Genomic DNA, 26,532 nt, shown 5'->3' with positions numbered 1-26,532 from the left:
AGGCTTCCAGGGCGCGGCGCAGGATGTCTACCCACTCCTCTGGGGAAAAGCGCACCGGCTGCCTCAAGAGGACAAAGAGCCCGGAGTAAGCCCCCCACTTCCGCCTCCCCTTTGAGCCCCCCCTTTCAGGCGCCCCCGCGCCTCCTCCCCCACCATCAACCCTACCCCGTAAGCCAAGGCCACCAGGGCCAGGGTCTTCTCCATGGCCTCCCATCCCTTGCTCATCACCCCACCCAACCCCAGGTGCCCCTTCAGGTCCCTAAACCCCTCCTCAATCTTCATCCGCTCCTCGTAGACCCGCAAAAGCTCCTCCGGGGGAAGGTTCCCCATCACCCAAAGGGGCTCCCTCATCCCCTCCCGCCACACCCCCACCAGGTTCACCTCCACCTCACCCCGGTACCACACCCCCTCGTACCTCACCTCCCGACCCCGGTCCACCCAGGGAATAAGCCGCTCCCCACGCCACAAAAGCCTGGGCCTCGTCCCCAGGTTCAACCGCACCGCGTACCTCACCCCCCACCGCTCCAGGGCCTCCAGCCACCCCCCGAAGGAAAACTCCCGGTCAAACACCCACACCGTCCCCTCCTCCACGTACTCCACCACCTCCTCCACCAGTCCCTCCCAGGTCCGGTTCCTCCCCTCCCCCTTCCCCTCCCAGTAGCTCCCCACGTACACCGGCACCGCCCGGCCCCCGTAAGGCTGGGCAAAGACCACCGCCCAAAAACCCAGGGTCTTGCCATCGGAAAGCCGTCCCACGTAGGGGGTGCGCCTGGCCTGGGGACGGGGGACCTCCGTGGGGTCCACCAGGAGAAAGGGCGTCTTGGGGTCCAGAAGCCGCAGGAGGTAGCGCTTGGGCTCCAAGAGGGGCAAGAGGCGGTCTATCGCCTTGTAGTTGGCCTCCTCCTTGGCCTCCTCCCGGTAAGCCCTGGCCCAGTCGCTCTTCCGAGCCGAGCCCGAGGCCAGGATGGACCACAGCAAACGGGCCACCTTGTCTTCCCACCGCCAAAGCCACGGGTCCAGCAAAGGGCTCACAAAGGGCCTCAAAGCCTCTGGCTCAAAGGGTAACCTCCTCATGCCTACATGATGTCCGAACCAAAAGGGGGAGGCCAGTCTCCCCCCGCTCCACCCGGAACTGGACTTGGCCCTCCCGCACCTCGGGCACCACGTAGACCCCCTTGCCCGCCTTCTTGGAGAGCCAGAAGGAGCGCACCAGGGGGGCCTCCGCCCCGCAGGCGGGGTTGGGGCAGGCCACGGTGCGGGCCCAGAGCCAGGCGATGACCGTTTCCCCGTCCAGGTCCAGGTAAAGGTGCCCGATGCGCTTCCTGGCCTCCTCCCGCATCCAGGCCCCGTAGTGGCGCACGTCCTGGGCCAGGCCTGCGGCTCGGGAAAAGGCACCATTCCCTATGGGCTTGGCCCGGTACTCCGGGTTCACCGGGGGCAACCCGGCAAAGCGGGCGGGGATTTCTATCAGGGCCTTGTTGATGAGGACGGCCACGGGGTTCAGGTCTCCCGCAAAGGCCCTCAGTCCCAGGCGCTGGGCCTCGAGGGGGATGGTGCCTCCACCGGCGAAGGGGTCCAGGACCGGCGGGGCCTTTTCCAGGAGGGCTTGGATCCGCTCCTTGTCCCTGGAAGAGGCGGGGGGCTCCTCCCCCAGGGCACGGGCCAGGCTCTTGGCGATCTCGTAGCGGGCCTCCCCGATGACCCCGTTGTCCTTTTCCGCTTCCTCGGGGTCTTTCACGCTGTCCCAGTTCACCAAGCGCTCCAAGAGCCCAAAGAGCCGCTGGCGCTCCGCCTTGGCCTCCTCCTCGGGCAGGTACTCCCCAGGGTCGTCCACCAGGCTGGCGAAGAGGACCGCCCAGGCCGAGGCCAGAGGCCGCCTGGCCCACCACAGGTGCAGGGTGGACGGGTGGCCGTGAAAAGAAAATCTCTCTTCTAAGGACTCCCGGTTGATGGCCTCGAGGGGTAGGGCAACCTCAATGAGCTTTCTCATGGGCTGGTCGTGTAAGGATTTATGTGTAAGGGCCCGTGTTTAATAGGGGGGCACACCTTAGCACGAGGAGGTGCCCCGTGGACCAGGATACCTTGCGGATCTTGCTGAGGGAAGCGGTGCGGGAGACAGTAGCCGAGGTTCTGCAGACGGTTCTGGAGCTGGACCGGACGGCCTTCTTGCAGGTGCACGGAGGCCGCAGGAACGGCTACTACCCCCGCAAGCTGGAGACCACCTTCGGCCAGGTGGACCTGAAGGTCCCTAGGGATCGGGAATCTCGGTATTACCCGGCTTTCCTTAAGCCCTACGCCCGCCGCCTGGTGGACGTGGGGGAAGTAGCTGTGGCCTTGTACGCCGCCGGGGTCAGTCAGCGCAAGGCGGCCGAGATATTGAGCCTGCTCTTAGGCCACCGCTACTCCCACGAGACCCTAAGCGCTCTGACCGACCAAGTCCTGGAGGCGGCAGGAGCCTTCCGCACCCGGCCTTTGCCCGAGGAGATGGCCTTCGTCTACCTGGACGGGCTTTCCCTAAAGGTCTTCAGGGAAGGAGAAGGGATCGTGCGGGAAAGCGTGTATGTGGCCCTGGGCATCGCCCCTAATGGGGAGAGGCGGGTCCTGGGGTTTTGGCTGTTGCCCACGGAGAGCGCCCTGGGATGGGAGGGGGTCCTGGGGGAGCTTTGGCAGCGGGGCCTGCGGCGGGTATTGCTCTTCATCACCGACGGGCTGCCCGGGCTTCCTGAAGCGATCCGCAGGGTCTACCCTCAGGCGGAGTGGCAGCGGTGCGTGGTGCACGGGGTGCGGTGGAGCCTGTCCCAGGTGCGCTCCCGGGACCGGGCCCTGCTGGCGGAGGACCTGAGGCGGGTGTACGGGGCGGAGAGCCGGGAAGAAGCTCTTGGGGCCTTGGAGGAGGTGAAGGCCGCCTGGGGTTCGCGGTACCCGGGGGTGGTGGGGCTTTGGGTACAGGATTCGGGGGCCTTCCTGCGGTTCTACGGGTACCCCAAGGTGCTTTGGCCGTACCTGCGGAGCACCAACCTGATGGAGCGGTTTATCCGGGAGCTACGGCGGGGGACGAAGGTGCGGGACCACAAGTTTCCCAAGGCGGAGGCGGTATACAAGCTCCTTTACCTGGAGTCGGAGAGGCAGGCTGCTTCGCGAAGCGAACATCTTGCAGGGAGGTGGGCAGAACGGAAACTAAAGGGGTTCTCGGAGGTGAAGGAGGTGCTGGAGAAGATGCTTCAGGAGCGGTATGCCCCCCGTACACAGACTCTTACACATAACAGGGCTTTACCCAAAACTCCTTCCTCGCCCTCCCTTAGCCTGCTTCAAGAGTTCTTGGGTGACTTCATAGTTGAGCAGGCGAACCAGGCCCCTCAGGAGCAGGTACGGACCATCCCTCTCGCTGGGCAGCCCCAGCTTGCCCCCGAGCTGCAAAAGAAACCCCTTGAACGGATCCCCCAACCGCTCAACTTCCCAAAGGAACACCGCCAGCCCCAGCAAAACCGCCACCACCTTCCGGATCCGGGCAAGCCCCCGCACCTGGAAGGTCTCAAGCCCCAGCCCCGTCTTCAAAAGCCGGAAGAACCGCTCCACCTCCCACCGCCTGCGGTACGCCTCCACCACCTGCGCCGCCTCCTCCCTCCCCCTCACCGGCAAGCTGGTCAGTAGCCACCACTCCCCACGCCGCCCCAGGGCTGGCACCCGGCAGACCACCAGGTGGAGCCGCCTCCCCTCCACCTCCACCTCCCTCCATCCGAAGTGGAGCCGCACCCGCTGGTACCTGCCCCCTACCCTCAGCTCCACCTCCTCCCCACAGGGAAGGGCCAGGGAAGAAGCCACCTTCGCCAGAGAACCCCCCTCCCCAAGCTTCCGGTCCCGGTAGACCCGCACCACGAACTCCTCCCCCAGGGCCAGCACCTGCCCAAACACCTTCCGGTCGTCAAACCCCCGGTCCGCCACATACACCAGCCTCCTGCCCACGCCCCCCAATCGCTCCCGGGCCGCCTCAATGGCTCCCTCCACCTCCTTGGGCAGGCTGGCAAACCCCCTCTCCCCGTAGGCCACCAGGTGGGCGTACCCCAGGGCCAGCCGCCCCGCGGGGTCCAACCCCAGGGCGGTGAGGAGCTCGTACCCGGGCCGCCTATCCTTCCCCACCCGGGCTATCCCCTCCAGGGCCCGGGCATAGGGCTTGGCCACCGGGCTCAGGTCCAGGAGGACCAGAACCTCCTCACCCTCCAGGGCAGTCGCGCTCTCCTGATAGACCCGGTCAAGGAGGGCTTCTGCCTCCACCCGTGGGTTGGACAGGAAGCGGTAAAGGGCTTTGGCCTGGTGGAAGCGGTTCTGGAGGGGAGAAGGGAGCGAGGCCACCATCTCGCTCACCCGGGCTGAGCCTGCGGCCAAGGCGCCCCGCACCACCTCTTCAAACCGTCGGTGGAGGCGCTTATCGGGGGAAAACGCTCGCAAAACGGCCCGTGAACTCCTGGAGCCTGGCCTCGGCCACCTTGAGCATGTCCATGGATCACCCCCGGTACCAGATACGGGCTGCGCCCGCAAGGGGAGATTTACTTTACCACGAAACGGAGATGTGGGTAAAGTCCTGTTACACATAACTCTTGACACGACCCCTCCTGGGGCACGGCCTCGCCGTGGAGGCCTTGAGGGCAGCGGGGACGAAGCGTGTGGGGATCGTCCTCAACTTCGCCCCGGTGTACGGCGAGGACCCCGAGGCGGTGGACGTGGCTGACCGCTACCACAACCGCTACTTCCTGGACCCCATCCTGGGCAGGGGGTATCCCGAAAGCCCCTTTCAAGACCCCCCGCCCACTCCCAACCTCTCCCGTGACCTGGAGCTCGTCGCAAGGCCCCTGGACTTCCTAGGGGTGAACTACTACGCCCCCGTCCGCGTGGCCCCGGGGACGGGGCCTTTGCCCGTGCGCTACCTTCCCCCGGAGGGGCCGGTCACGGCCATGGGGTGGGAGGTCTACCCCGAGGGGCTTTACCACCTCTTGAAGCACCTCGGCCGGGAGGTGCCCTGGCCCCTTTACATCACGGAAAACGGGGCCGCCTACCCCGACCTCTGGACGGGAGAGGCCGTCGTGGAGGACCCCGAGCGGGTGGCCTACCTCGAGGCCCACGTGGAGGCCGCCTGGCGGGCCCTCTTCACCCTTTACGCCACCGCCACCCCCTTTGACCGGCCCTGGGAGGCCCGTTACCTCCTGGAGCCCACGGGCTTCGTCCCTTACCGCCTCTTCACCCGTTTCATGCGCCAGTTCGCCGTCTACACCCGGGAGCGGTACCGGGGAGGGAGGGAGTTCTACTTCGCGGGGGGGATTGAGGACCTAGCCCGCTTCCACGGGTACCTCCGGGACCGCAACCTCCTCACCAAGCGCCTCTTCCGCCCCCCAGAGGGCCTGGTGGCCTACGAGGTCCCCCTCCTGGAGGTCCCCGAGGAGGCGAAGGCCCTCCTGGCGGAGGTGCGGAGGCGGCTCAAGGCGGCGGCCTACCGGGCCCCCCAGGAGGAGCGGGGGATCGTCATGGCCCAGCGCACCCTCCTCTCCCGGGCCATCCTGGAGAGGATCAAGCTGAGGGCGGCCCTTCCCCTGGTGGCCGGCCTCCTGGAGGAGGGGTGGCACGTCCTGCTCTTCGTCCAGTACCGCTCGGACAAGACCCTGGACCTCACGAGCCCCGAGGCGGTGGAGGCCTTCCTCCAGGACGCCGAGGAGAGGGGGCTCAAGGGGGCCCTCCACCGCCACCTGGCCCCGGCCCTGAAGGGCCTCGGGCTCACCCTCCCCTCCCCCGTGGCGATGGTCCGGGAGGCCTTCGGAGGGCTGGGAGAGGACCTCGCCTTCTACACCGGGGCGGAGACGGGAAGCGCCCTCAGGAGGACCAAGGCGGCCTGGGACGAGGGGAGGGTGCGCCTCCTCCTGGCCACCGCGGGCAAGGGGGGTGTGGGCCTCTCCTTCCACGACACCACGGGGAAGAGACCTACGGCCCAGATCGTCCTCACCCTGCCCTGGACGGCCACGGGGCTGGACCAGGTCCTGGGCCGGGTGGTGCGCCTTGGAATGAAGAGCCCCGTGCGGATCCTCTTCCCTGCGGCCCCGGTGCCCTTTGAGCAGCAGCTTGCGGCCACGGTGGCCCAGAGCCTGAGGACCCTGGGGTACGCGGTGCGAGGGGGCGAGGGGGTGGTGCCGGAGCGGGTGGTGGAGGCCTTCCTCTACGACCTGGCGGCGGTGGACCTGATGGGCTTCCTCAGGCTTTTAGAGGCGGAGGAAAGCCTGTCCAAGGCCCCCCGGGAGGAGGAGGCCTCTTCCCTGGAGGTGCCGCTTCCGCCCTCGGGGTGAAGGGGAGCCTAAAACTGTAGGGTGAAGGGGGTCCCGGAGGCCTCCAGGGAGTAGACCCCTTCCCTTCGGGGGTGCCCTTTCCAGCTCTTTTGGTGGGGGGCCCGGGCTCAAGCTACCCGGCCCAGAGCCGTGGGCACCAGGTCCCTCCCACCACCACAAACTGAGGGGATACGCCCAAACCCCCACGCCAAAGCGGCTCAGGAATCCTCCCGCCGTTTTCCCGAGACTCCGTTCCCCCTCCGCCCATCTGCGCCCTTCCAAGGTAGTGTTACCCCCCACCCCCATGGGTAGGGCCGGTCCACCCGGGCCTCAGGGGAGGGTCAGCCTTGCGGGAAACAAGCTTAGCGATAAGACCAAGCCCTCTTCGCACCGGCTAGGAGGCTCTCCCCATGGCCTCTACCTCCTCCAGGCGCCTGGGATGGAGCGGGCCAAGGGCGAAGAGGTAGAAGGCCAGGAAGGAGGCCAGGGCCACCCGCAAGGGCAGGGTCACGCCGATCCCCCCCAGGACCCCCGAGAGGGTTCCCCCTAAGGCGCCCGCCCCGTAGATCAGGGCCCGCAGGGCGGCCAGGCTCCCCGCCAGGGCCTCCTCGGGCAGCAACCACCCCCGCACGGCCCGCAGGTGGACGCCCGTGACCCCGACGGCAAACCCATAGAGCAGGCCCCCCGCGAGGAAAGGAGGGAACGGAAGGGCCAGGAGGAGGAGGGCCCTCACCGGGTCTCCCCGGTCCAGCCGGGGGCTCAGGAGGAGCAAAGGGCCTAGGGTGAAGTACCCGAGGGCAGCGAAGAGGCCTACCCAGAAGGCCTCCCCCGTGCGGGCCACCTCCAGGCTCAAGGCGCTGAAGCCCAGGGCGGCCCCCAGGTCGCCCAGGGCCTCGGAAAGAAAGGCCAGTTTCCAGACCGGGTTCAAGCCTCTAGAGCGAACCCTTCCACCATCCAGATGACCCCACCTGTAATGGAGCAGGCATGGCAAAGGGGCGCACGTACACCCGCCGCGTCCGGCCGCCGACCCTGACCTCTTGCACCTCCTTGAGCATCGCCATTCACCCCCTTACGGGTTAGCCCCAGAGTAGCAGCAGGGGAATACCGCCCGTGGAGCCCAGGAGGGCCTCACCCACGCCCCTCGGCGTCACCACGAGGGGAGAGAACCCTTTGGGAGAGGCGGAGGAGAGGGGGAAAGAGAAGGGAGGCCAGGAGGAAAACGCTCCCAAAGGCCACGAAGGCCCCCCTGGGCCCCAGGAGGTCCCCAAGCCCCCCGCCCAAGGGGGAGCCCAGGACCCGGGCCGTCTGGGTGAGGACGTTGACGTAGGCAAAGAGGCCCACCAGGGTCTCCGGGGGGGCAAGCCGCTGGAGGAAGGTCCGGAAGGCGATCCGGGCCACGGAAACCCCCGCCCCCGAGACCAAAGACCCGAGGAGGAGGTGGGGGTAAGGGAGGAGGCCGTTCCCCAGGTTGCCCAGGCCCAGGAGGCCAAGCCCCCCGAGGAGGCCAAGGACCGGGGGGAGGGAGACGCGGGTAAGGGCCTGGGCCACAAGGAAGCCCCCCAGGCTAAAGCCCGCCCAGGCGATACCTAGCCCCTCGGGCCGCTTGAGGTCGTGGAAGAGAAGAGCGGTGAGGACCCCGCCCCCCGTGAGGGCCAGGGCAGGGAGAAGGGCAGGTAGAGCAACGGGGAGGAGAACACCCAAGGGTACACCCCCAAAGGCCTTCCGCCTCCCTTCGGAAGGGCCTAGGGGAGGAGGGGCCTTCAGGCCCAGGAGGAGGACCAGGGCCACCCCCAGAGGAAGGGCGAAGAGGGGAAGGGCGTAGGGCCCCAGGCGGTCCACGGCAAAGCCCCCTATGAGGGGGGCCAGGACCAGGCCCAAGGTATTGGCCATTTCCCAGCGGGCGTTGGCCTGGGACAGGGCCTCCTTAGGGAAGAGGCGGGGCAGGGCGCTTCCCAGTAAAACGCCGTAGATGGCCAGAGCAGCCGTAAGGAAGAGGAAGAGGGCGAGCAAGGCGGCGTAAAGGAGAAGAAAGGTGCTAAGGCCAGGGCTTCCCAGGGCGAGGAGGGCCGCTACCCCAAGGCCAAAGGCGAGGAGGCGGAGCACCATTTGGGGCCTGGTCTCAAGCCAGGATTGGAGGAGAAAGGGGGTCAGGATGCTCGCTAAGGCTTGAACCAGGGTGAGGACCGAAGTTTGTAGCCCCGAGGCTCCCGCTTCCAGGAACCGCCATAGGCCCGCCACCACCAGGCCCTGGCCGGTCAGGGTTAGAAGGAAGGCGAGGAGGAAGAAGGAGAAGGTACCCGAGGGCGGAGTTAAATCCTTAGCCATGCTGGGACGCTGAGCCATCAGCTAGAGGGATTTCGCTGGTGTAATTGGGGATAGTCCGAATGTCCACGGCATCAAAGAAGTTCGGTTGAACAGGTATTTTCCGTAGCTCTTGCAGTAGAGGCGAATTCTCCCAAATGTCGGCTAAAGTGCTCGTTAGAAGGTTGCCGAAGAACGAATACCTGGGCCGCCACTCACGCAATTTGGCAGAAACGTAGACATTACCCCTCGGATCTACGCGAAGAGCACGATTACCCCTAGAGGTAAGCCATATCTGATCGCGGGCCGGGTTTTCCGATCTAAGTTCTCTAGAAAGCTTATACCACAGCCTTTGGTGGGGCTTAATCGCACCTAATCTAACCATGTCCATGTATTCCCCTACAGCGAAGTCCCACTCTTCCTGGCTAAGAACGAGATGATTCAAGCTTGCCCCGCGCCCTGCGGGATACATGGGCGCAATCCCATACATAGCGTTGTTTTGTGTTGCGATTTCACCTATCTTTCTAATCTCAGTGTAGTTCTTCTTGTGAACTACCGTGAAGACAGCCAGAGGGATACCGGCTTTGGCAATGAGACTTATCTGCCGCAAGGTAGTCTTAAATCCCCCCTTACCCCGAAGCAAATCGTGGCTATCCGGACTAGATCCGTCTAAAGTGGTACCCACGAAGTTCAGATTTTTTGTGGACGCAATCTTATCTAAGTCGCTATCTCGCAACACGGACAAGTCGGTGTTAACTTGAACGCTAAACCCTAGCTCGTCCGCTAGGCGGATGATCTCCAATCCATCTGGCCTACTCAGTGGATCACCTCCTGTGAATTCAAGGTAGAAGACCCCTTCCTTTCTTATGGAATCCAAGATATATCCCCACTCATCGAAAGTCAGCTCTTCCCGAAGAGGTATTTTGGGTTCAGGGCCGGATTCGTATGCACAGTATGCACAACGCCTATAGCACCTATTCGTGAGCTCGATTTCCATGGATAGAGGCCTATAGTACCGGTCATCGGAGAAGTGTTGATCGTCTAGGAACAAAGCTTTAGATTCCAGCCCTTCTTGAGAAGGGCGAAGGTATCCCTCGGCAATCAAGTAAAGGATTAAATGCCCCGCTGCCTCTACAAATCCCTTGGTAATTTCACTTAAGCCTCCTTCTTTGAGAACTTGCTTGAGGGCCAGCGATGGCCTAGTAGCAACTACAAAGGATCTAACAAGGTCGAAGGCTTCCTGATTGAGAAAAATGCCCCTCTTAAAGCCGTAGAGTATTCCCCCGAACCGCTCTCTGCGTAGGACAACGCTAGCGTCGCTGGCAAGGACAAGGGGCACGTCTTCGACCCAAAGCCTTTCGTATTCCGAGCCTAATCCTTCTTCGAGGTCCTCCTCGTAAGCCAATATAAAATTGCCTGTATCAATGGCAACCATCAGGAAATCATGCTGCTGGCCTACGACCTTTGGAAGTTGTAAACCCCTCTCGTGCATTTCTTCCACCCCCTTACGGGTTAGCCCCAGGGTAGCAGGGGGGAGGTTACGTCCAGGTTACGTGGAAGCTCTTCCCAACGATGGCCCCTGCGTAACCTCGCGTAACCTTGGACTCCCCGCGTAACCTCCCCCTTGGCACCCTGGAAGCATGAGGCACAGGTGGCCTTGGGTTCTCCTCGTGGGATGGCTTCTCCTGGCCCTTCTAAGAGGCCCTGGTCCCGCCCCTTCCCTGGCCTGCTGGAGTCCCGACTGCTTCCCTCCCGGTTCACACCCCGTACTCCCGGCGAAGCCGCTCCACCCGGGCCCGGGCGATGGGGTAGCGGGGATCCTCGGGGGATAGCCCCTCCAGGAGGGCCTCCCAAACCTCCAGGTCCTCCCCCAAGCGCTCTGCGAGGAGGAAGAGGGCCTCCTGGTCCCCCGAGGCCAGCACCGCCCGGCGCAGGGTCTCCTCCAGTTCTAGGCGGAGCGCCTCCACCCCCGGGGCCTGGCTCCAGGGGAGGAGGGGGCCCTGGTAAAGGGCAAGGGCCTGTTCCAGGTCTCTCCCGGAAAGGGCCCTGAGAAAGGCCAAAAGGTCCGAGGGAGGAGGGTCTTCCAGACGGTAGGGGGCGCAGGAGATCCGGAAGCCCTTGGCCCGCAGGCGGTGGAGGAGGGTCTTCAAGGCCCCTAGGTTGGGTTCCCCGTAGAGGGCCTCCGCCAGGGCTTCTCCCGATATGCCCTTCTCGTGGGCAAGGAGGAGGGCCAGCGCCTCCGTGCCCCTAGGCCCTAAGGAGGGTAGGGGACCTCCGTCAAGGAGGCGGAGGGAGGTCTCCTCCCCTCGGCCCAGCAGGAAGGCCCGGGCCTCGGGGCGGAGGGCGGGGGCCAGGCGGGGGGCCAGTGGGGCCTCTACCTCCGCCCCCAGGGCCCTGAGGCGGGCCTCGGCCAGGAGGGCGTAGAGGGCCCCGTCCTCCCGGAGGAGGCCGTGGGCGGAGAGGAGGAGATCCCTGGCCGCCTCCCCCCCTTCCAGGAGCCCCTGGGCCAGGAGGAGGAAGCCCTGGGACCACCCCGCCTGGGGGCCGGCCTGGGCCGCTTCCAGGAGGAGCCGGGCCCTAAGGGGTTCCAGGGCCAAGGCCCCAAGGACCAGGAAGCTCGGGAGGCTGCCCGGGCCCAGGAGGGGAAGGAGGCCCTGGAGGAGGGTCCGGGCCCGCCGGGGCTGGCCCCGGAGGAGGTGGGCCAGGGCCAGGGTGTGCCCGGCCAGGAGGCGCACCCCGGGCAGCTCGTGGAGCAGGAACTCCTCCCCCTCTTCCAGGACCTCGGGGAGGGGAAGGGCGCCGAAGAAGAGCTCCAGGCGGAGGTGGTGGAGCCGGGTCCAGGGGGAAGGGGCCTTGAGGCGGGCCAAGGCGGCATGGGCCAGGGCCTCGGGACGGCCCAGGCGCTCCAGGACCACCGCCAGGGCCAGGTGGAGCCGGGCCTCCGCCTGGGAGTTCCCCCGGAAGCGGTGGAGGGCCTCCTCCAGGGCCACCGCCCCTTCCCTCGGGGGCAGGGCGAGGCCCAGGTGGTAGAGGGTGAGGGGGGTCTGGGCCCTCCGGGCGGCCTCCAGGGCCAGGGCCCGGTACCCTCCCCAGTCCCCCTTGCGGCCCTCCAGGAAGCCCAGGAGGGCCAGGCGCTCCGCCTCGGGGAGGCCTTCTTGGGGGGTTTGGAGGAGGGCCAGGGCCTCCCGGTCCTTTCCCCCCTCCAGGAGGCGGAGGGCGATGGGGAGGCGGGATGGGTCCATAGGACCAGCCTAACGGCCCGCCCCAGGGCCCGCGGGCCATGGGCACCCGTACCCCCTACCTATGCCAGCTCCCTGCACGGCCCCTTGCGCCCCGGAGCTATTCGTCAAAGCCCAGGGCCCGGAGGTAGCGCTTCACCAGGTAGTAGGGCTTGCGGGCCAGGTAGTCCTTGCCCTGCTCCACCCGCAAGACCCAGTGGGGCCGGAGGCCCAGCATCCGGGCGAACCGGGTGGCGGAGACTCCCAGGGTCTCCCGCCTGCGCTTGAGCTCGGCGATGAACTCCTCATCAAAGAGGAGTTCCTCCGTGATCTTGACCTTGCCCTCGAACTTTCCTCCCATGGCGTTCTCCCCCTTCTCCTTGGTCCTGTGACGACTCCTCGGACTGAAGTCCGAGGCTTCTCGGTTCCCAAGATACGGGCTTCGCCCGTGACCACGGGACGGCCCACGCCGTACCCATCCCCGAAGGCCCCGTCCAGGCCCTTGCCAGAACATTCAGCGCGGCGGCCACATCCCGATGCAGGGGAGTCCCACAACCCGGACAGGTAAATTCCCTCACCCAGAGGGGACGCTTTTCCCGGTGGCCGCACACTGGACAGTCCTGGCTTGTATGTTGGGGGTCTACCCCCACGACCCGCCTACCAGCTTCTTCCGCTTTGTAGGCGAGGATTTGGAGAAACTGCGCCCAACCCGCATCCAGAACTCCTTTGGATAGACGGGAGCGGGATAGGGCTTGGATGTTCAGATTCTCGTGAACGATGGTTCCATAGGTATTGACCAGCCTCCTTGCAATTTTATGGTGGAAGTCTTTGCGCTGGTTGGCGATTTTGCGGTGCAGCTTGGCAACCCGCTTTCTGGCCTTCTCGCGACGACGGCTGCCCCGCTTCTTGCGGGCAAGGCTGCGCTGTGCGGCGGCGAGTTTGGCTTGCGCCTTGTGGAGGTACCGGGGGGCCTCGACCATCTCCCCGTCGGAGGTGACGAGGAAGTGGGGGTTGGTGCCCAGGTCTATCCCGATGGCCCGGTTGTTGGAGGGAAGGGGCTTGGGGTCCACCTCGCAGACGAAGACGATGTACCACTCTTCCCCCTCCCTTTTGACCGTGGCGGTCTTCGGTTTCCCCTCCAGAGGACGGTGGAACTTGCACTTGACCGAGCCGATGCCGTACAACAGTACCCGACCCTTTTGAACCTTGACTCCTGTTTTATCCGCTTGGGGGAAGGTGAAGGAGTCGTAGCGCCCCTGCCCCTTGAAGCGGGGATAGCCCGCTTTCCCCTTGGCCTTAAGCCGTCGGAAGAAGCCCTGGAAGGCTTTGTCCACCCGCTCGATGACGTTCTGCAAGACCTGGGAATGAATGCGCTTGTACTCCGGCAGCTCGGCCCGTATCTCGGGCAGATACCTCTTCTGTTCGTAGAAGCCGACAGTCCTCCCGCCCTTCTTGTAGGCATCTCTACGCTCCTGCAAGGCGGCGTTGTACAGGCTGCGGCACAGCGCAAGGGTGCGCTCCAGGTCTTTTTGCTGGGGCCGGGTGGGGTAGAGTCGGTACTTGAACGCCTTATGCATCGTCTACCTGATGCTTGCGCTGCTCCTGGATGTAGCGCTCGATCACCTGGCGCGTGGTGCGTTCTTCAGGCACGTGCATATGATAGCGCATCCGCCGCCCACTAGGCTATGTCCGCCTCCCCGCTACGCGGCGAAACCAGCGTCTCCGGCGGACGTGGGGGAGTCCATGTATCCCACGGACTGAAAGTCCAGGGGATTATAGCTCCCCCACGCCCCCTCTTTTCTCTAAAGCCAAGTTACTAGGGTTGGGAAGGCGCTTCAACACCAGGTTCCTGGGGAGCTGGGGGCCTTGGTGGACGCCAGGCTAGGAGGCGTCATCCCTTCGTGTGCTACCTACATCTCCACCCCCGCCATCCTGGGGAGGACCCGGCTCCGGATGGGGTTGTGGGCCAACAGCACCAGGTTCACCCTGGCCAGAAACCCCCAGTAGGAACGGGCTTCAATCCGGTGGAGCCCCAAAGAACGCACCATCACGCTGAACCGGGTCTCTATCCAGTTGCGTACCCTCCCCATCCACCCTTTCCACCCCGTCTGTACCACCTTCCCGCCCCTGACCCGGTAAGGAGGCGTTTTCACCCCCTCCACAAAGCGAAAGCCCCGGTCCCCAAGAACCGCAGGAAGGCCCGTCAACAACCCCTCGGCCCATGCCTCCCTGGCATTACCGGGCAACACGGCCCAGCGGAAGAAAAGCCTCCCCTCGTTCATCACCGCCACCAGGGTGTACCCAGCGAAGGCCCCCAGGGGGCCTACCCCCACGGCAGCTTTCGGGAGGTCAAAGCCGTGTATCCGATGGCCGTGGGCCAGGGGGATGGGTTTTAGGTCTACCACCTGAAGGTGTCCCTCTCCCCCGGAAAGGCGCAGGGCCAGGTGGGCCAGGAGGCGGTGGGCTTTTTGCAGCACCCGGTAGAAGCGGGTGAGGTGGGGGAGCTGGGGGAAGTAGGCCTTCAGGGTGGACTTGGCGGCCAGATACCCTTTGGCCAGGTCCTGACCTTGCAAAAGGAGGAAGATGGCGAGGGTTAGGAGCTCGGCGAGGGTAGCCTTTTGGTGCTTTTGCTTTCGGGGGAGGCCGATACCTTGAGCCTGCAGAGCTTTGAGTTCATCGTCTACCCAGACATAGGTAGCCACCAGAAGGGTTTCTGCGTCAAGATAGTAGGTCGTGTAAGGATTTATGTGTAAGGGCCCGTGTTTAATAGGGGGGCACACCTTAGCACGAGGAGGTGCCCCGTGGACCAGGATACCTTGCGGATCTTGCTGAGGGAAGCGGTGCGGGAGACAGTAGCCGAGGTTCTGCAGACGGTTCTGGAGCTGGACCGGACGGCCTTCTTGCAGGTGCACGGAGGCCGCAGGAACGGCTACTACCCCCGCAAGCTGGAGACCACCTTCGGCCAGGTGGACCTGAAGGTCCCTAGGGATCGGGAATCTCGGTATTATCCGGCTTTCCTTAAGCCCTACGTCCGCCGCCTGGTGGACGTGGGGGAAGTGGCGGTAGCCCTTTACGCCGCCGGGGTCAGTCAGCGCAAGGCGGCCGAGATACTGAGCCTGCTCTTAGGCCACCGCTACTCCCACGAGACCCTGAGCGCCCTGACGGACGAGGTCCTGGAGGCGGCAGGAGCCTTCCGCACCCGGCCTTTGCCCGAGGAGATGGCCTTCGTCTACCTGGACGGGCTTTCCCTAAAGGTCTTCAGGGAAGGAGAAGGGATCGTACGGGAAAGCGTGTATGTGGCCCTGGGCATCGCCCCTAATGGGGAGAGGCGGGTCCTGGGGTTTTGGCTGTTGCCCACGGAGAGCGCCCTGGGATGGGAGGGGGTCCTGGGGGAGCTTTGGCAGCGGGGCCTGCGGCGGGTATTGCTCTTCATCACCGACGGGCTGCCCGGGCTTCCCGAGGCGATCCGCAGGGTCTACCCTCAGGCGGAATGGCAGCGGTGCGTGGTGCACGGGGTGCGGTGGAGCCTGTCCCAGGTGCGGGCGCGGGACCGGGGCCTGCTGGCGGAGGACCTGAGGCGGGTGTACGGGGCGGAGAGCCGGGAAGAAGCTCTTGGGGCCTTGGAGGAGGTGAAGGCCGCCTGGGGTTCGCGGTACCCGGGGGTGGTGGGGCTTTGGGTGGAGGAGTCTGGAGCCTTCCTGCGCTTCTACGGGTACCCCAAGGTGCTTTGGCCGTACTTGCGGAGCACCAACCTGATGGAGCGGTTTATCCGGGAGCTACGGCGGGGGACGAAGGTGCGGGACCACAAGTTTCCCAAGGCGGAGGCGGTATACAAGCTCCTTTACCTGGAGTCGGAGAGGCAGGCTGCTTCGCGAAGCGAACATCTTGCAGGGAGGTGGGCAGAACGGAAACTAAAGGGGTTCTCGGAGGTGAAGGAGGTGCTGGAGAAGATGCTTCAGGAGCGGTATGCCCCCCGCACACAGACTCTTAGAGGCTGTCGTAAAAGGGTGGTATTCTTGAGGGATGAGCTCTAGACGATCTTACCCCAGCGACCTCAGCGATGCGGAGTGGGCCCTCCTGGAGCCCCTCATCCCAGCCCCCAAGCCCGGCGGCCGACCCGCCAAGGTGCCGAGGAGAGAAATCGTTAACGCCATCCTTTACGTCCTGGAAAACGGCATCAAGTGGCGGGCTATGCCCCATGACTTGCCCCACTGGTCCACCGTCTACCACTACTTCCGCAAGTGGCAGAAGGAAGGCATTTGGGAGAAGGCCGTCCAGGCCCTGGCCCGCCAGGACCGGGAGCGAGAAGGGAGGCAAGCTTCGCCCAGCGCTCTGGTGATGGATAGCCAGTCCGTCAAGACCACGGAAAAAGGGGGCCCCGAGGGAACGACGGGGCGAAAAAGGTCAAGGGGAGAAAGCGCCAAATCTTGACGGACACGGGGGGTCGCTTGCTGAAGGCCTTCGTGCACCCGGCCAACGAGCACGATAAGCGGGGTGGGGAGGCCTTGCTCCTGGGGATGGACCTCTCCCTTTGGCCAAGGGTGCGGAAGCTCTTTGTGGACTGGGGGTACAGGGGCCTCAAGGGGCTCGCTTCTTCCCTGGGGCTGGAGCTTGAGGTGGTGGCCCGTCCCTACGCGGGGGTGCGTGGGGTCTGGGTGCGGGAGGGGGAGGAGGCGCCGGAGCTTCCGCGGGAGAGGGGGTTCAAGCCCTTGCCCAAGCGGTGGGTGGTGGAGCGGACCTTCGCCTGGCTTGGGCGGAATCGGCGGCTTGCCAAGGACTACGAAGCTAACCCTCGGGTGAGCGAGGCCTGGGTGTATCTGGGCATGCTACGCTTGTTGGTGAAGCGGCTGGCTAGGGCCGCGTAGCTGGCCGTGGAGGACTTTTACGACAGCCTCTTACACATAACTCTTGACACGACCTGGGCTAGGCCTCCAGGATTTCCAGCGAATAGCTCCTCGGGGTGCACGGGGTATATGATACAAACCCCTCATTTTTGTATCCCAAGCTCCGCTTTGGGATATGGGCATATCACAGGACCACCACCTGCTTCGCCTTGGCCAGAAGCTCCTTCAAATCGTAATTCACGCTGGTGGCCCCGAAGTCGGGCTCCCGCACGAAGGGGGTGGGAATGTAGTGCACTCGCAAGGCTTTCTCCCCGTCCGTCTCCACCACCGCCAGGAACCAGGAGGTGGGCTTGTTGAGGGCGGTGAGGATCTGGGTGCGGGAAAGGGTCACCACCTCCGAGCCCGGCCCCTTGCCCTTGACCTCGATGAAGCGGAGGGTGCCCTGGAGGGTACGGGACTCCACGTCGTAGCCAGGCCATCCGGGGGGCATCTCCTTGGGCTCGTGGCCCAGCCGCCGCTCCGCCAGAAGGACCGCCTCCACCGCCAGCCGCTCCAGGCGCCTTTGCGCTTCCAACTCGGGGGCTTCCACCTTGGGCGTCAGCGGGGGCACCACCAGGATGGCCTGGGAGAGGCGGGGCGGGAGGGACTGAAGGTGCCTGGCCGCCTCCAGCTCCCGCTCCCGCCGCTTTAGACGCTCCCTTAGTTCGTCCGCCCTCCGGCGGGCCGCCTCCGCCCGGCCCGAGGCCCCCGTCTTCCCCGCCTTGGCCCGTTCTTCCTCCCTGGCGGCCAGGCTGTCCCAATGGTAGATCTCCGAAAGGAGCCTCTCCCGCACCGCCCGGAGGGTGCGGTCCACCTCCGCCTGGCGGAAGCGGCGCACCTCCTCGAGGTGTTCCTTGGCCAGCCTAGCGGTGGCGTAGGCCTCCGCCTGGGCCAGAAGCCCAGCCGTGTCCCAGCCTTCCCAAAGCCCGAAAGCCTCGGCTCGCTCCTCCTCCGTGGCCGGGCGTAGGTCTAGGTAGGGGGCGGGCCCCTCCTCCCGCACCTCTCCCTTAGGGCTGAGGCTCAGGTAGAGGAAGCGGCGGGAAACAGGGCCGTGGGCGTCCCGCACCTCGTGCTCCAGGGCCAGGAGGAGGCGGGGGGTTGTGGCGTTCTCGTCCACCAGGACCGTCCCTCGCTCCAGGTTATGGCCCCATTCCCGGAGGACTGCATCCAAAACGCCCTCCAGCAAGGGGTGCCCCGGCACCAGGAAGTCCGCCACCGGCTTCCCAGGAAGGCTCACCTTGCCCTTATGGAAGGTGACCCGGGTGTAGCTCCGCAGGACCCCCGGCCTGGCCTCCCGTACTTTGGCGGGCACGAAGCTCACCTCCATCCGCCCTTCCTCCCGGAGGTAGGCGGTGCCCCCCAGGGCCTCCAGGGCCTCGCGGAAGAAGCTTCCCAGGTAGTGGGGCTGGAGCCTGCGGGCCTCGGCCCGCTCCATGTCCAGGCGCAGGGCCTCCAGGCGCTTGGGGTCCAGGACCTCAGCGGCTAAGGCGTTTTGCAGGAGCTTCTCCAGCCGTTCCCGGTCCACCGCCCCCTCCACCTGGCGGAAGAGCCGGGCCCGCACCTGGGGGTCCTCCCCGTAGCGGATGGCCTCGAGGAGAAGCTCCTTGAGGGGCCTTTCCTGAAAGAGCCTGCCCAGCACGTCAAACACCCGCCCCCCCAGGGCCTGGCTGGCCTCCTCCAGCTTCCTGAGGAGGCGCAGGTAGACCTCCCCCTCCCGGGTGTTCTCCGCCACCAGGTTCCACATGTGGCAGACCTCGGTCTGGCCGATGCGGTGGATGCGGCCGAAACGCTGCTCCAGCCTGGCGGGGTTCCAGGGGAGGTCGTAGTTGATGAGGAGGTGGGCCTGCTGCAGGTTCACCCCTTCCCCAGCGGCGTCCGTGGCCACCAGGATGAGGACCTCCCGGTCCTGGGTGAAGCGGGCCTGGCGCAGGCGGCGCTCCTCCCGGGAGAGGCCGCCGTGGATGGCCACCACCTGTTCGGGCCGCCCCAGGTAGGCCTGGAGGCGGCTTTCCAGGTAGTCCAGGGTGTCCTTGTGCTCGGTGAAGACGATGAGCTTGCGCCCGCGGATGCGCTTGTCCTCCAGGAGGGTCTGCAGCTCCTGCCACTTCCGGTCCTGCTGCCCCCGGAGGAGGGCCTTGGCCTGGGCCTCGAGGCGCCTTAGGGTGGCGATTTCCGCCTCCAGCTCGCTCAGGGTGCGGGCGGCGGTGGCCTGGTCCAGCACCTCGGGGGCGGCTTCCAGTTCCTCGTCGGGAAACTCCTCCTTCTCCTCGATGTCCTCCTCCTCCAGGGTGGGGAAGGCGAGGAGGCCCCGGCGCACCTCCTCCCGGCGGGCCTCGAGGCGCTTCCGGCGCCTCTCCAGGGAGCGGTAGATGGCCAGGGGACTGCTGGCGAGCCGCCTTTGCAACAGGGTGAGGGCGAAGCCCACGGTGCGCCTTTGGCCTTCCTCGAGGGCCTCGGCCCGGTTCATCTCCTCCCGCACGTAGTCCGTTACCGCCTCATAGAGGCCCATCTCCTCGGGGGAGAGGCTGTAGGCCACCGTGTAGGCCCGGCGCTCAGGGAAGAGGGGGGTGCCATCGAAGCGCACCAGGTCCTCCTTCTGCCGCCTGAGCCATAGCCCCTGGGCGTCGGGCGGGGGGCTATTGGGCCGGGGCTTGCCCAGGAAGCGGTCGGGGTCCAGGAGGGCGAGGAAAAGGCGGAAGTCCTCCTCCTTGCCCCGGTGGGGGGTGGCGGTGAGGAGGAGGAAGTGCTTGGCGCGCTGGGAAAGCTCCTGCCCCAGGCGGTAGCGGCGGGTGGCTTTCACCTCCTGGCCGTAGTAGGAGGCGGCCATCTTGTGGGCCTCGTCCACCACCACCAGGTCCCAGTCCACCTCGAGAGCTTTCGCCGCCACCTCGGGAAAGCGGGCTAAGCCGTCCATGCGGGCGATCCAGAGGGGGTGTTCGCGGAAGGGGTTGCCCTGGGAGGTCTCGAGGGTGAAGCGGGAGAAGACCCGGAAGTCGAGGCGGAACTTCTCCCATAGCTCTTCCTGCCACTGGAGGACCAGGGCGCCGGGGGCCACCACCAGGCACCGCTCCAGGGCCCCCCGGAGGGCCATCTCCCGGATGTAGAGCCCAGCCATGATGGTCTTGCCTGCCCCGGGGTCATCGGCCAGGAGGAAGCGAAGGGGGGTTTTGGGGAGGAGGTGGCCGTAAACGGCCTCGATCTGGTGGGGGAGAGGCTCCACCAAGGAAGCGTGTACCGCCATCATGGGATCAAAGAGGTAAGCCAAGCGGATGCGCTTGGCCTCGGCGGCTAGGCGGAAGAGATCCCCCGGGGCATCCAAGGGAAAGCGAGGCGCTTCCTCCACCTGGAGCAGGGCCAGGTCCTCGGGATAGAGGAGGGCTTCCCCCAGCTGGCCGTCTGGGTCGCGGTAGGTCACCTGGAGGGTTTCCCCCAAGAAGCGCACGTGCTCCACCATCACGCCCTTCCCAGGCAAAAGGCCCAGGAGGCGTACCCCTGGGCGCACCCGCTCGGGGGTTAGGGAAGGTTCGAGGGCCATGAGAACAGCTTAGGGCAAGGGGGGTGTACCTGTCGGGTCAATCCGAACATGGGCCATTTTGTGGAAAAGGACCAGAAACGGGGGGCTATTTGGGGGGCTGTTGGAGCCGGAAGTAGGGGGATACTCCCGTACTATACCGGAATACAGTAATCATAAGGACGGGATATCCCGTAGCTATCCGTACGGGTACGTATGTACCTTTTGGGCCTGATAAGCGTGAGGTCGGTGGTTCAAGTCCACCATCGCCCACCAGCTCCAGGACACAAAGCTTCCCCCCACGGTAGCGTGGGGGGGAACGCTTTAAGGCCCCCCGGGGGCTCTTTTCAGCCCAAGACGCGGTGGAAAGCGTTCAGGAAAAGGGGGAGGGCCTCGCCTCGAGCCTCCTGCTCCCGCAGGGCTTCCTCAAAGGCCAAGGGGTCCATCACCAGGGAGGGGAGGCGCAAAAAGCCCAGGTAGTACTCCCCCGCCTGGCCGGGGTAGTGGAGCCGGGCCCTTTCCTCGGGGAAAAGGAGCCTCTCAAAGGCCTCGGGGGAGGTCAGGTAGGGAGCGTTCCCCAGGCGCTTCAGGGCCTCCTTGAGCCGCCAAGGATTGGTCCAAAAGCCGTAGCGCAGGCGTTCGTCCAGGGTTTCCAAAGCCCCCCACTGGCCCTTCTTTACAAGCTCCAGCCGTTTCAGGCGCAGACGGGCGTACCGGGATAGGGAGAGGACCTCCAGGGACAGCCCTTGGGCCACGAGGAGCCTCGAGGCCACCACGTAGTCCTGGTACTCCCGGTAGGGGTCCATGCCCCCAGGATGCCACGGTGGGAGGGATAGGATGGTGCCATGGACCGCAAGGCTTGGGTCATGCGCGCCCTCGAGGCCCTCCGCTTCGCCACCTTCCAGGAAATCCAGCGCTACCTGGACGAGGAGGGGGAGCCCTTCTCCAAAAAGGAGCTTCTGGACACCCTGAAGGCCCTGGTACAGGAGGGCAGGGTGGAGGAGAAGGAAGGCACCTACCGCCTCGCCCCCAAGAAGGGGGACAAGGCGGCCTTTGACAAGCTCTTCGGGAGCGAGCCCTAGGGGCCCTAGCGCCAGTAGTTGGGGGCCTCCTTGACCACCACCACGTCGTGAGGGTGGCTCTCGATGAGTCCGGCCATGGTCATGCGCACGAAGCGGGCCTTCTTTCGGAACGTCTCAATATCGGGCGCCCCCACGTAGCCCATGGCGCTCCTCAAGCCCCCCACGATCTGGTAGAGGACGTCGGCCACCGGCCCCTTGTAGGGCACCATGCCCTCAATCCCCTCGGGCACGAGCTTCTTGGCCTCGGTCTCCCCGCCCTTCCCCGGGTCTTGGAAGTAGCGGTCGGCGGAACCCTGCTTCATGGCCCCCAAGGAGCCCATGCCCCGGTAGAGCTTGTACCGCCTCCCGTCCTTCAGGACTTCCTCTCCCGGGGCCTCGTCGGTGCCCGCCAGCATGCTCCCCAGCATCACCGTGTGGGCCCCGGCGGCCAGGGCCTTGGCCACGTCCCCGGTGTACTTGACCCCCCCGTCGGCGATGACGGGGACGTCCAGGTCCTCCACCCCGGCCACCGCCTCGAGGATGGCCGAGATCTGGGGCACCCCGACCCCCGTGACCACCCGGGTGGTGCAGATGGAACCGGGCCCGATGCCCACCTTCACCGCGTCCGCCCCCCGCTTGGCAAGGGCCCGGGCTCCCTCCCGGGTGGCCACGTTCCCCGCGATGACCTCCACCTTCTCGCCGAAGGTCTCCTTGAGGTAGGCCAGAGCCTCCAGAATGCCCTTGGAGTGGCCGTGGGCCGAGTCCAGCACCAAAACGTCCACCCCCGCCTCCACCAGGGCCTGGGCCCTCTCGGGGAGGTCCTTGCTGGCCCCCACCGCCGCCCCCACCAGCAGGCGGCCTAAGGGGTCCTTGGCGGCGTTGGGGTACTGCTTGCGCTTGACGATGTCCTTTAGGGTCAGGAGGCCCCTTAGCCTCCCCGACTCGTCCACCAGGGGGAGCTTCTCCACCTTGTGCCGCCTGAGGATCTCCTCGGCCTCCTCGAGGGTGGTCCCGGGGGGCGCGGTGACCAGGCGCTCCAGGGGGGTCATGACCTCGGTGACGGGCCGCTTGAGGTCCCGCTCAAAGCGCAGGTCGCGGTTGGTGACCAGGCCCAAAAGCTTCCCGTAGAGGTCCACCACGGGAAGCCCCCCGATGCGGTACTCCCGCATGAGGCGCTCGGCGTCCTCGAGGGTGGCCGTAGGGGGAAGGGTCACGGGGTCCTGGATCATACCCGCCTCGGAGCGCTTCACCTTGCGCACCATGGCCGCCTGGGCCTCTATGGAGAGGTTCTTGTGGATCACCCCAAGCCCCCCTTCCCGGGCCATGGCGATGGCCATCTCCGCCTCGGTCACCGTGTCCATGGCCGCAGAGAGAATGGGGATATTCAGGTAAAGCCGCTTGGTGAGCCGGGTCCTGACGGAAACCTCCTTGGGCAGCACCTCCGAATAGCCGGGCAAAAGGAGCACGTCGTCAAAGGTTAGCCCCTCGTAGAGGATCTTCCCCTCGTACATGCTCCTCAGGGTACAAGGCCCAAAGGGAAAGGTCTAGGGGCGCCCTTTTGGTCCTGGATCCCAAGAGGGTAGCCTGGCACCCAGAGGGTCTGGTACAATGCCCCCGAAGGGGGTGGGAAGCCGAAGGAAGTCTTCAGCATTTCGGGGCGGTATTTGGATTGGGCATTCTTAGGGCGCTTTCGCAAGGTATTTTCTGGTATTGCCCGTGCATTCTGGGGATACGTTCAAGCTAGGCCATTCTTGGGTCCGTGTGGGGGCCTGCCTCCCCACGGGCCCCTGTATTTTGTAAGCCATTCCCCCAAACCCCGAAGGCTTCCCCCCGCTGGACCAGACCCCTACCCAGCCGGCACCGGGTGTGCTAAGCTGGGTAGTGAAAATCTTACTGGTTCCAAGCATATGTGACCGAGCAAGCAGTTTTTACCGTTCCAATACCTATTCTTCCCCTATTGACAGCATTGACGCCACCCCCTAAAGTGAAAGACAAGCAAACGGGGCCGACCCCCCGGAAGCGGAAGAAAAAGGAGGGATGAAGATGAAGAAGCTGGTCGCGCGTGTGTTGGTTCTTCTCGGCAGCTTGATCGCGCTCGGGCTTGCGGCTGGGGCTTCTGCGCACTGGGACTAAAGAGGTGTGGCCAGTTCGCTGGCCACCTTTTTCTTTGTTCACCCCCAGTTATGGTAAGCTTGGGTCGGAATGACCCGGCAATCCTTCAGGATAGACTGGCCACCTAGAAACCTTTTTCTGCTGATAGCGAGTACCTTTGGGGCTTTTCTTGCCTCAGAGGGTTTTCTGCTTAGGGTATTCGGCGACCTCCCCTTAACCCTGACCCTGTGGGAAGTTCTCTTCTGGACTGCTCTCCTGGTGTGGAGCATCCGTGTAGAGGTTCGTCTCCCCCTGAGCGCCAGCATGAGCCAGCTCTTCCTCTTTGCCTTGGCCCTGGTCGTGCTCACTCCTCCCTGGTTTCCCCCCTTACTTGTCTTCCTGGCCCAGTGGCGAGGCAAGGCCTGGTACAAGGAGCTCTTCAACCGCTCCCAGGACGGCCTGGCCACCGCCCTGGCGGCCTTAGCCTGGCAGTTCTTCCAGCAAAATCCCGTTTACCTCGGTTCCTGGAACCTATCCGCGGGGGTGGGCATCGCCGCGGCCTCCCTGGCCTTTTTTCTCGCCAACACCACCCTGGTAACCACCGCCATTTCCCTCGCCAACAAGATTAGCTGGCGTGAGGCGTGGCGAAAAAACTTCAGCTGGCTCGCCCTGAGCTACCTCCTCCTCTCCCCCATCGCCCTCCTCCTCGCCCAGGCGTATGAAACACCCCTGCTTGCCAACTGGGGCGGGTGGACGGTTCTCTTCTTCCTCATCCCCCTCTACTACAGCCGCTTCTACTGGGACGAGAAGGTGCGCCTGGAGCAGGCCTTTGACACCACCCTGGAGCTCCTCATGAACGCCCTGGAGGCCAAGGACCCCATGACCCGCCTCCACTCCGAACGGGTGGCGGACATCGCCCGCGACCTAGCTCGGAAGGTAAAAAACGGGGATGAGGCCTACGCCCAGGCCATCTACCGGGCCACCCGGCTCCACGACATCGGCAAGATCGCCATCCCCGAGCGGGTCCTCCTCAAACCCGGAACCCTCACCCAAGAGGAGTTCACCCTTATCCAAAGCCACACCACCAAGGGCGCCGAGCTCCTCTCCCCGGCCCGGAAGGTGGCCTTTGACCAGCTCGTTTACAACGTCATCCTCCACCACCACGAGCGCTGGGACGGCCGGGGCTACCCCAAGCGCCTCGCCGGGCACGAGATCCCCGAGGAGGCCCGCATCGTGGGCCTGGCCGACGCCTACGAGGCCATGACCGCGGGGCGGCCCTACCGCAAGGCCAAGTCCCCCGAGGAAGCCCTAAGGGAGATCCAGGAGCTTTCCGGCCACCAGTTTGACCCCAGGCTGGTGGAGGCCTTCGCCGAGCTTTGGGAGCAGAACCCCATCTGGCGCGACCGCCACGCCTACCTGGCGGCAAAGGAGGGATCGGTATCACGCTCTACCTTCTCGCAGCCCTCTTCGGCCTCGGCCTCGCCCTCGCCCTCGGAGCCCGGCTCAAGGACTTCGGAGGGATAGAGCTTAGAGCGGCCTGGGCCTTTCTTCTAGCCGCCCTTCTGGAAGGAGGGCTGGCCTACGGCACCTATCGGGGGCTCTTTCCCCCGGAGGTGGCAGGGCCTCTGGCCAAGGTCCTGGTGCTCCTCCTGGTGGGCTACGGGCTTTACCAGAACCGCCACCTGAAAAGCCTCTACCTGGTGCTGTTGGGCCTTTTCCTCAACACCCTGGTGATCTTCGCCAACGGGGGGCATATGCCGGTGAGCCTTTCCGCCCTCCACCGGGCGGGCATCGGGGAGTTTGAGGCCATCCTGCGCACCAAAGGGGACGCGGTCCACGCCCTTCTGGACGAGACCACCCGCCTGCCCTTCCTGGGAGACGCGATCGCCCTGCCCCCTTTGCGCAAGGTCATCAGCCTGGGGGATGCCTTCATTCTGCTAGGCCTCATGGGCGTGGTGGTGGAAGGCGCCCTGAAGGCCGGGGGCTTCCGCCTTTCCCCGCGCCAGGCGGCCCTACGGACCCTGGTCTACCTGACCTTGGTCCTGAGCTTTTTAGCGGTCCGTTCCTAACCCTTCTCCCGGCGGTGTAGTGTATAGTCCCGTAAGGGGGTCATACCCCTGACCCGGAGGACAGATGGCGTACCGCATCTGCTTGATCGAAGGCGACGGCATCGGGCACGAAGTGGTTCCGGCGGCGAGGAAGGTCTTGGAGGCCACCGGCCTTCCCCTGGAGTTCGTGGAGGCCGAGGCGGGCTGGGAAACCTTTGAGCGAAGAGGCACCTCCGTCCCCGAGGAAACCGTAGAGAAGATCCTTTCCTGCCACGCCACCCTCTTCGGGGCGGCCACGAGCCCCACGCGCAAGGTGCCGGGCTTCTTCGGGGCCATTCGCTACCTGAGGCGCAGGCTAGACCTCTACGCCAACGTCCGCCCCGCCAAAAGCCGCCCCATTCCCCAAAGCCGCCCCGGGGTGGACCTGGTCATCGTGCGGGAGAACACCGAAGGGCTTTACGTGGAGCAGGAAAGGCGCTACCTGGACGTGGCCATCGCCGATGCGGTGATCTCCCGGAAGGCCAGCGAGCGCATCGGCCGGGTTGCCCTGAGGATCGCCGAGGGCCGTCCCCGCAAGACCCTCCACATCGCCCACAAGGCCAACGTCCTCCCCCTCACCCAGGGGCTCTTCCTGGACACGGTCAAGGAAGTGGCCAAGGACTTTCCCCTGGTGAACGTGCAGGACATCATCGTGGACAACTGCGCCATGCAGCTCGTCATGCGTCCCGAGCGCTTTGACGTCATCGTCACCACCAACCTCCTGGGGGACATCCTTTCCGACCTCACCGCCGGGCTCGTGGGGGGCTTGGGCCTCGCCCCTTCCGCCAACATCGGGGATACCACGGCGGTCTTTGAGCCCGTCCACGGCTCCGCCCCGGATATCGCGGGCAAGGGCATCGCCAACCCCACGGCGGCCATCCTTTCGGCGGCCATGATGCTGGACTACCTGGGGGAGAAGGAAGCCGCCAAGCGGGTGGAAGAGGCGGTGGACCGGGTGCTGGAGAAGGGCCCCCGCACCCCGGATCTCGGGGGCAACGCCACCACGGAAGCCTTCACCCAGGCGGTGGTGGCGGCCTTGCAATCCCTTTAATACCACCTCGTGCTGGCTTGGGCC

At 65.4% G+C, this 26,532-nt stretch carries 20 protein-coding genes and 1 pseudogene; 8 read left to right on the top strand and 13 right to left on the bottom strand.

Going from position 1 to position 26,532, the window contains the following annotated elements; translation table 11 throughout:
• Positions 1 to 63: 63 nt before the first annotated feature.
• Both ACY5J6_RS02460 and ACY5J6_RS02455 read right to left on the bottom strand, forming a co-directional pair.
• The gene (locus tag ACY5J6_RS02460) at positions 64 to 1,074 is read right to left on the bottom strand and encodes a transposase (RefSeq protein WP_462844384.1); all 1,011 of its coding nucleotides are present in this window, start codon (positions 1,072 to 1,074) and stop codon (positions 64 to 66) included.
• On the bottom strand, positions 1,055 to 1,990 hold the full coding sequence (locus ACY5J6_RS02455) for a DUF1156 domain-containing protein (protein WP_462845803.1): 936 nt from the start codon (positions 1,988 to 1,990) through the stop codon (positions 1,055 to 1,057). Before ACY5J6_RS02455 ends, ACY5J6_RS02460 begins: the two co-directional genes overlap by 20 nt.
• A gap of 35 nt (positions 1,991 to 2,025) precedes the next feature.
• Between ACY5J6_RS02455 and ACY5J6_RS02450 the strand changes: the two are divergent.
• Positions 2,026 to 3,264: pseudogene (locus ACY5J6_RS02450) on the top strand (IS256 family transposase); the annotation flags it as partial.
• A gap of 6 nt (positions 3,265 to 3,270) precedes the next feature.
• Here the strand turns inward: ACY5J6_RS02450 and ACY5J6_RS02445 are convergent.
• Positions 3,271 to 4,395, bottom strand: a complete 1,125-nt coding sequence (locus ACY5J6_RS02445) for a transposase (RefSeq protein ID WP_008632315.1) — start codon at positions 4,393 to 4,395, stop codon at positions 3,271 to 3,273.
• Between the two features lie 200 nt (positions 4,396 to 4,595).
• Here ACY5J6_RS02445 and ACY5J6_RS02440 point away from each other — a divergent pair, with 200 nt between their 5' ends.
• Entirely contained in the window at positions 4,596 to 6,326 is a 1,731-nt protein-coding gene (locus ACY5J6_RS02440; RefSeq protein WP_245537212.1) for a family 1 glycosylhydrolase, read from the top strand.
• A gap of 373 nt (positions 6,327 to 6,699) precedes the next feature.
• Here ACY5J6_RS02440 and ACY5J6_RS02435 read toward each other — a convergent pair whose 3' ends face one another.
• The 7 genes from ACY5J6_RS02435 to ACY5J6_RS02405 form a co-directional block, all read right to left on the bottom strand.
• Positions 6,700 to 7,233, bottom strand: a complete 534-nt coding sequence (locus ACY5J6_RS02435; protein WP_014516139.1) for a hypothetical protein — start codon at positions 7,231 to 7,233, stop codon at positions 6,700 to 6,702.
• Positions 7,234 to 7,433: 200 nt separating this feature from the next.
• On the bottom strand, positions 7,434 to 8,630 hold the full coding sequence (locus ACY5J6_RS02430) for an MFS transporter (protein ID WP_003043751.1): 1,197 nt from the start codon (positions 8,628 to 8,630) through the stop codon (positions 7,434 to 7,436).
• Positions 8,623 to 10,098, bottom strand: a complete 1,476-nt coding sequence (locus ACY5J6_RS02425; RefSeq protein WP_014632236.1) for a radical SAM protein — start codon at positions 10,096 to 10,098, stop codon at positions 8,623 to 8,625. Before ACY5J6_RS02425 ends, ACY5J6_RS02430 begins: the two co-directional genes overlap by 8 nt.
• 265 nt (positions 10,099 to 10,363) lie before the next feature.
• Positions 10,364 to 11,848, bottom strand: coding sequence for a hypothetical protein (locus ACY5J6_RS02420; protein ID WP_014516140.1), 1,485 nt, complete (start codon positions 11,846 to 11,848; stop codon positions 10,364 to 10,366).
• 97 nt (positions 11,849 to 11,945) lie between these two features.
• Positions 11,946 to 12,185, bottom strand: coding sequence for a helix-turn-helix domain-containing protein (locus ACY5J6_RS02415; RefSeq protein ID WP_014516141.1), 240 nt, complete (start codon positions 12,183 to 12,185; stop codon positions 11,946 to 11,948).
• On the bottom strand, positions 12,133 to 13,401 hold the full coding sequence (locus tag ACY5J6_RS02410; protein ID WP_231291389.1) for an RNA-guided endonuclease InsQ/TnpB family protein: 1,269 nt from the start codon (positions 13,399 to 13,401) through the stop codon (positions 12,133 to 12,135). The genes ACY5J6_RS02415 and ACY5J6_RS02410 overlap by 53 nt, the downstream gene beginning before the upstream one ends.
• Before the next feature lie 333 nt (positions 13,402 to 13,734).
• Positions 13,735 to 14,571 carry a transposase gene (locus ACY5J6_RS02405; protein WP_126164695.1) on the bottom strand — a complete coding sequence of 279 codons (837 nt, stop codon included), beginning with the start codon at positions 14,569 to 14,571 and terminating at the stop codon, positions 13,735 to 13,737.
• A gap of 12 nt (positions 14,572 to 14,583) precedes the next feature.
• On the opposite strand from ACY5J6_RS02405, the gene ACY5J6_RS02400 reads away from it, so the two are divergent.
• Together ACY5J6_RS02400 and ACY5J6_RS02395 are read left to right on the top strand one after the other, a co-directional pair.
• A complete protein-coding gene (locus ACY5J6_RS02400) occupies positions 14,584 to 15,858 on the top strand; it encodes an IS256 family transposase (RefSeq protein ID WP_462845802.1) in 1,275 nt (424 codons plus the stop codon).
• Positions 15,848 to 16,689 (top strand): IS5 family transposase gene (locus tag ACY5J6_RS02395; protein WP_244346638.1). Its coding sequence is split into 2 segments (ribosomal slippage): positions 15,848 to 16,211 and positions 16,211 to 16,689, totalling 843 coding nucleotides; the frame shifts between segments, so codons are not numbered across the junction. Before ACY5J6_RS02400 ends, ACY5J6_RS02395 begins: the two co-directional genes overlap by 11 nt.
• A 163-nt stretch (positions 16,690 to 16,852) precedes the next feature.
• On the opposite strand, the gene ACY5J6_RS02390 is transcribed toward ACY5J6_RS02395, so the two are convergent.
• Both ACY5J6_RS02390 and ACY5J6_RS02385 read right to left on the bottom strand, forming a co-directional pair.
• On the bottom strand, positions 16,853 to 20,242 hold the full coding sequence (locus ACY5J6_RS02390) for a helicase-related protein (protein WP_018110568.1): 3,390 nt from the start codon (positions 20,240 to 20,242) through the stop codon (positions 16,853 to 16,855).
• 323 nt (positions 20,243 to 20,565) lie between these two features.
• Positions 20,566 to 21,024, bottom strand: coding sequence for a hypothetical protein (locus ACY5J6_RS02385; RefSeq protein ID WP_054638279.1), 459 nt, complete (start codon positions 21,022 to 21,024; stop codon positions 20,566 to 20,568).
• A 39-nt stretch (positions 21,025 to 21,063) separates the two neighbouring features.
• Here ACY5J6_RS02385 and ACY5J6_RS02380 point away from each other — a divergent pair, with 39 nt between their 5' ends.
• A complete protein-coding gene (locus ACY5J6_RS02380; protein ID WP_054638280.1) occupies positions 21,064 to 21,300 on the top strand; it encodes a hypothetical protein in 237 nt (78 codons plus the stop codon).
• A gap of 5 nt (positions 21,301 to 21,305) precedes the next feature.
• On the opposite strand, the gene guaB is transcribed toward ACY5J6_RS02380, so the two are convergent.
• Positions 21,306 to 22,790, bottom strand: coding sequence for an IMP dehydrogenase (gene guaB, locus ACY5J6_RS02375; RefSeq protein WP_462845801.1), 1,485 nt, complete (start codon positions 22,788 to 22,790; stop codon positions 21,306 to 21,308).
• 691 nt (positions 22,791 to 23,481) lie between these two features.
• Between guaB and ACY5J6_RS02370 the strand changes: the two genes are divergently transcribed.
• The 3 genes from ACY5J6_RS02370 (at position 23,482) to ACY5J6_RS02360 (ending at position 26,508) form a co-directional block, all read left to right on the top strand.
• Positions 23,482 to 24,894, top strand: coding sequence for an HD-GYP domain-containing protein (locus ACY5J6_RS02370; RefSeq protein WP_462845800.1), 1,413 nt, complete (start codon positions 23,482 to 23,484; stop codon positions 24,892 to 24,894).
• A gap of 50 nt (positions 24,895 to 24,944) precedes the next feature.
• Complete coding sequence (locus ACY5J6_RS02365; protein WP_462846481.1) at positions 24,945 to 25,439, top strand: DUF5317 domain-containing protein; 495 nt, start codon at positions 24,945 to 24,947, stop codon at positions 25,437 to 25,439.
• A 64-nt stretch (positions 25,440 to 25,503) separates the two neighbouring features.
• Positions 25,504 to 26,508, top strand: coding sequence for a homoisocitrate dehydrogenase (locus tag ACY5J6_RS02360; protein WP_462845799.1), 1,005 nt, complete (start codon positions 25,504 to 25,506; stop codon positions 26,506 to 26,508).
• Positions 26,509 to 26,532: the final 24 nt, after the last annotated feature.

The organism is Thermus sp. H19.2, assembly GCF_054979525.1.
Note: the sequence above shows the minus strand (reverse complement) of the source record. Positions and strands in the feature narration are given on the sequence as shown.

Coding starts and splice junctions, on each gene's coding strand:
- ACY5J6_RS02460 (WP_462844384.1), bottom strand. CDS start 1,074: ATGAGGAGGTTACCCTTTGAGCCAGAGGCTTTGAGGCCCTTTGTGAGC.
- ACY5J6_RS02455 (WP_462845803.1), bottom strand. CDS start 1,990: ATGAGAAAGCTCATTGAGGTTGCCCTACCCCTCGAGGCCATCAACCGG.
- ACY5J6_RS02430 (WP_003043751.1), bottom strand. CDS start 8,630: ATGGCTAAGGATTTAACTCCGCCCTCGGGTACCTTCTCCTTCTTCCTC.
- ACY5J6_RS02425 (WP_014632236.1), bottom strand. CDS start 10,098: ATGCACGAGAGGGGTTTACAACTTCCAAAGGTCGTAGGCCAGCAGCAT.
- ACY5J6_RS02420 (WP_014516140.1), bottom strand. CDS start 11,848: ATGGACCCATCCCGCCTCCCCATCGCCCTCCGCCTCCTGGAGGGGGGA.
- ACY5J6_RS02415 (WP_014516141.1), bottom strand. CDS start 12,185: ATGGGAGGAAAGTTCGAGGGCAAGGTCAAGATCACGGAGGAACTCCTC.
- ACY5J6_RS02410 (WP_231291389.1), bottom strand. CDS start 13,401: ATGCATAAGGCGTTCAAGTACCGACTCTACCCCACCCGGCCCCAGCAA.
- ACY5J6_RS02390 (WP_018110568.1), bottom strand. CDS start 20,242: ATGGCCCTCGAACCTTCCCTAACCCCCGAGCGGGTGCGCCCAGGGGTA.
- ACY5J6_RS02385 (WP_054638279.1), bottom strand. CDS start 21,024: ATGGACCCCTACCGGGAGTACCAGGACTACGTGGTGGCCTCGAGGCTC.
- ACY5J6_RS02380 (WP_054638280.1), top strand. CDS start 21,064: ATGGACCGCAAGGCTTGGGTCATGCGCGCCCTCGAGGCCCTCCGCTTC.
- guaB (WP_462845801.1), bottom strand. CDS start 22,790: ATGTACGAGGGGAAGATCCTCTACGAGGGGCTAACCTTTGACGACGTG.
- ACY5J6_RS02370 (WP_462845800.1), top strand. CDS start 23,482: ATGACCCGGCAATCCTTCAGGATAGACTGGCCACCTAGAAACCTTTTT.
- ACY5J6_RS02360 (WP_462845799.1), top strand. CDS start 25,504: ATGGCGTACCGCATCTGCTTGATCGAAGGCGACGGCATCGGGCACGAA.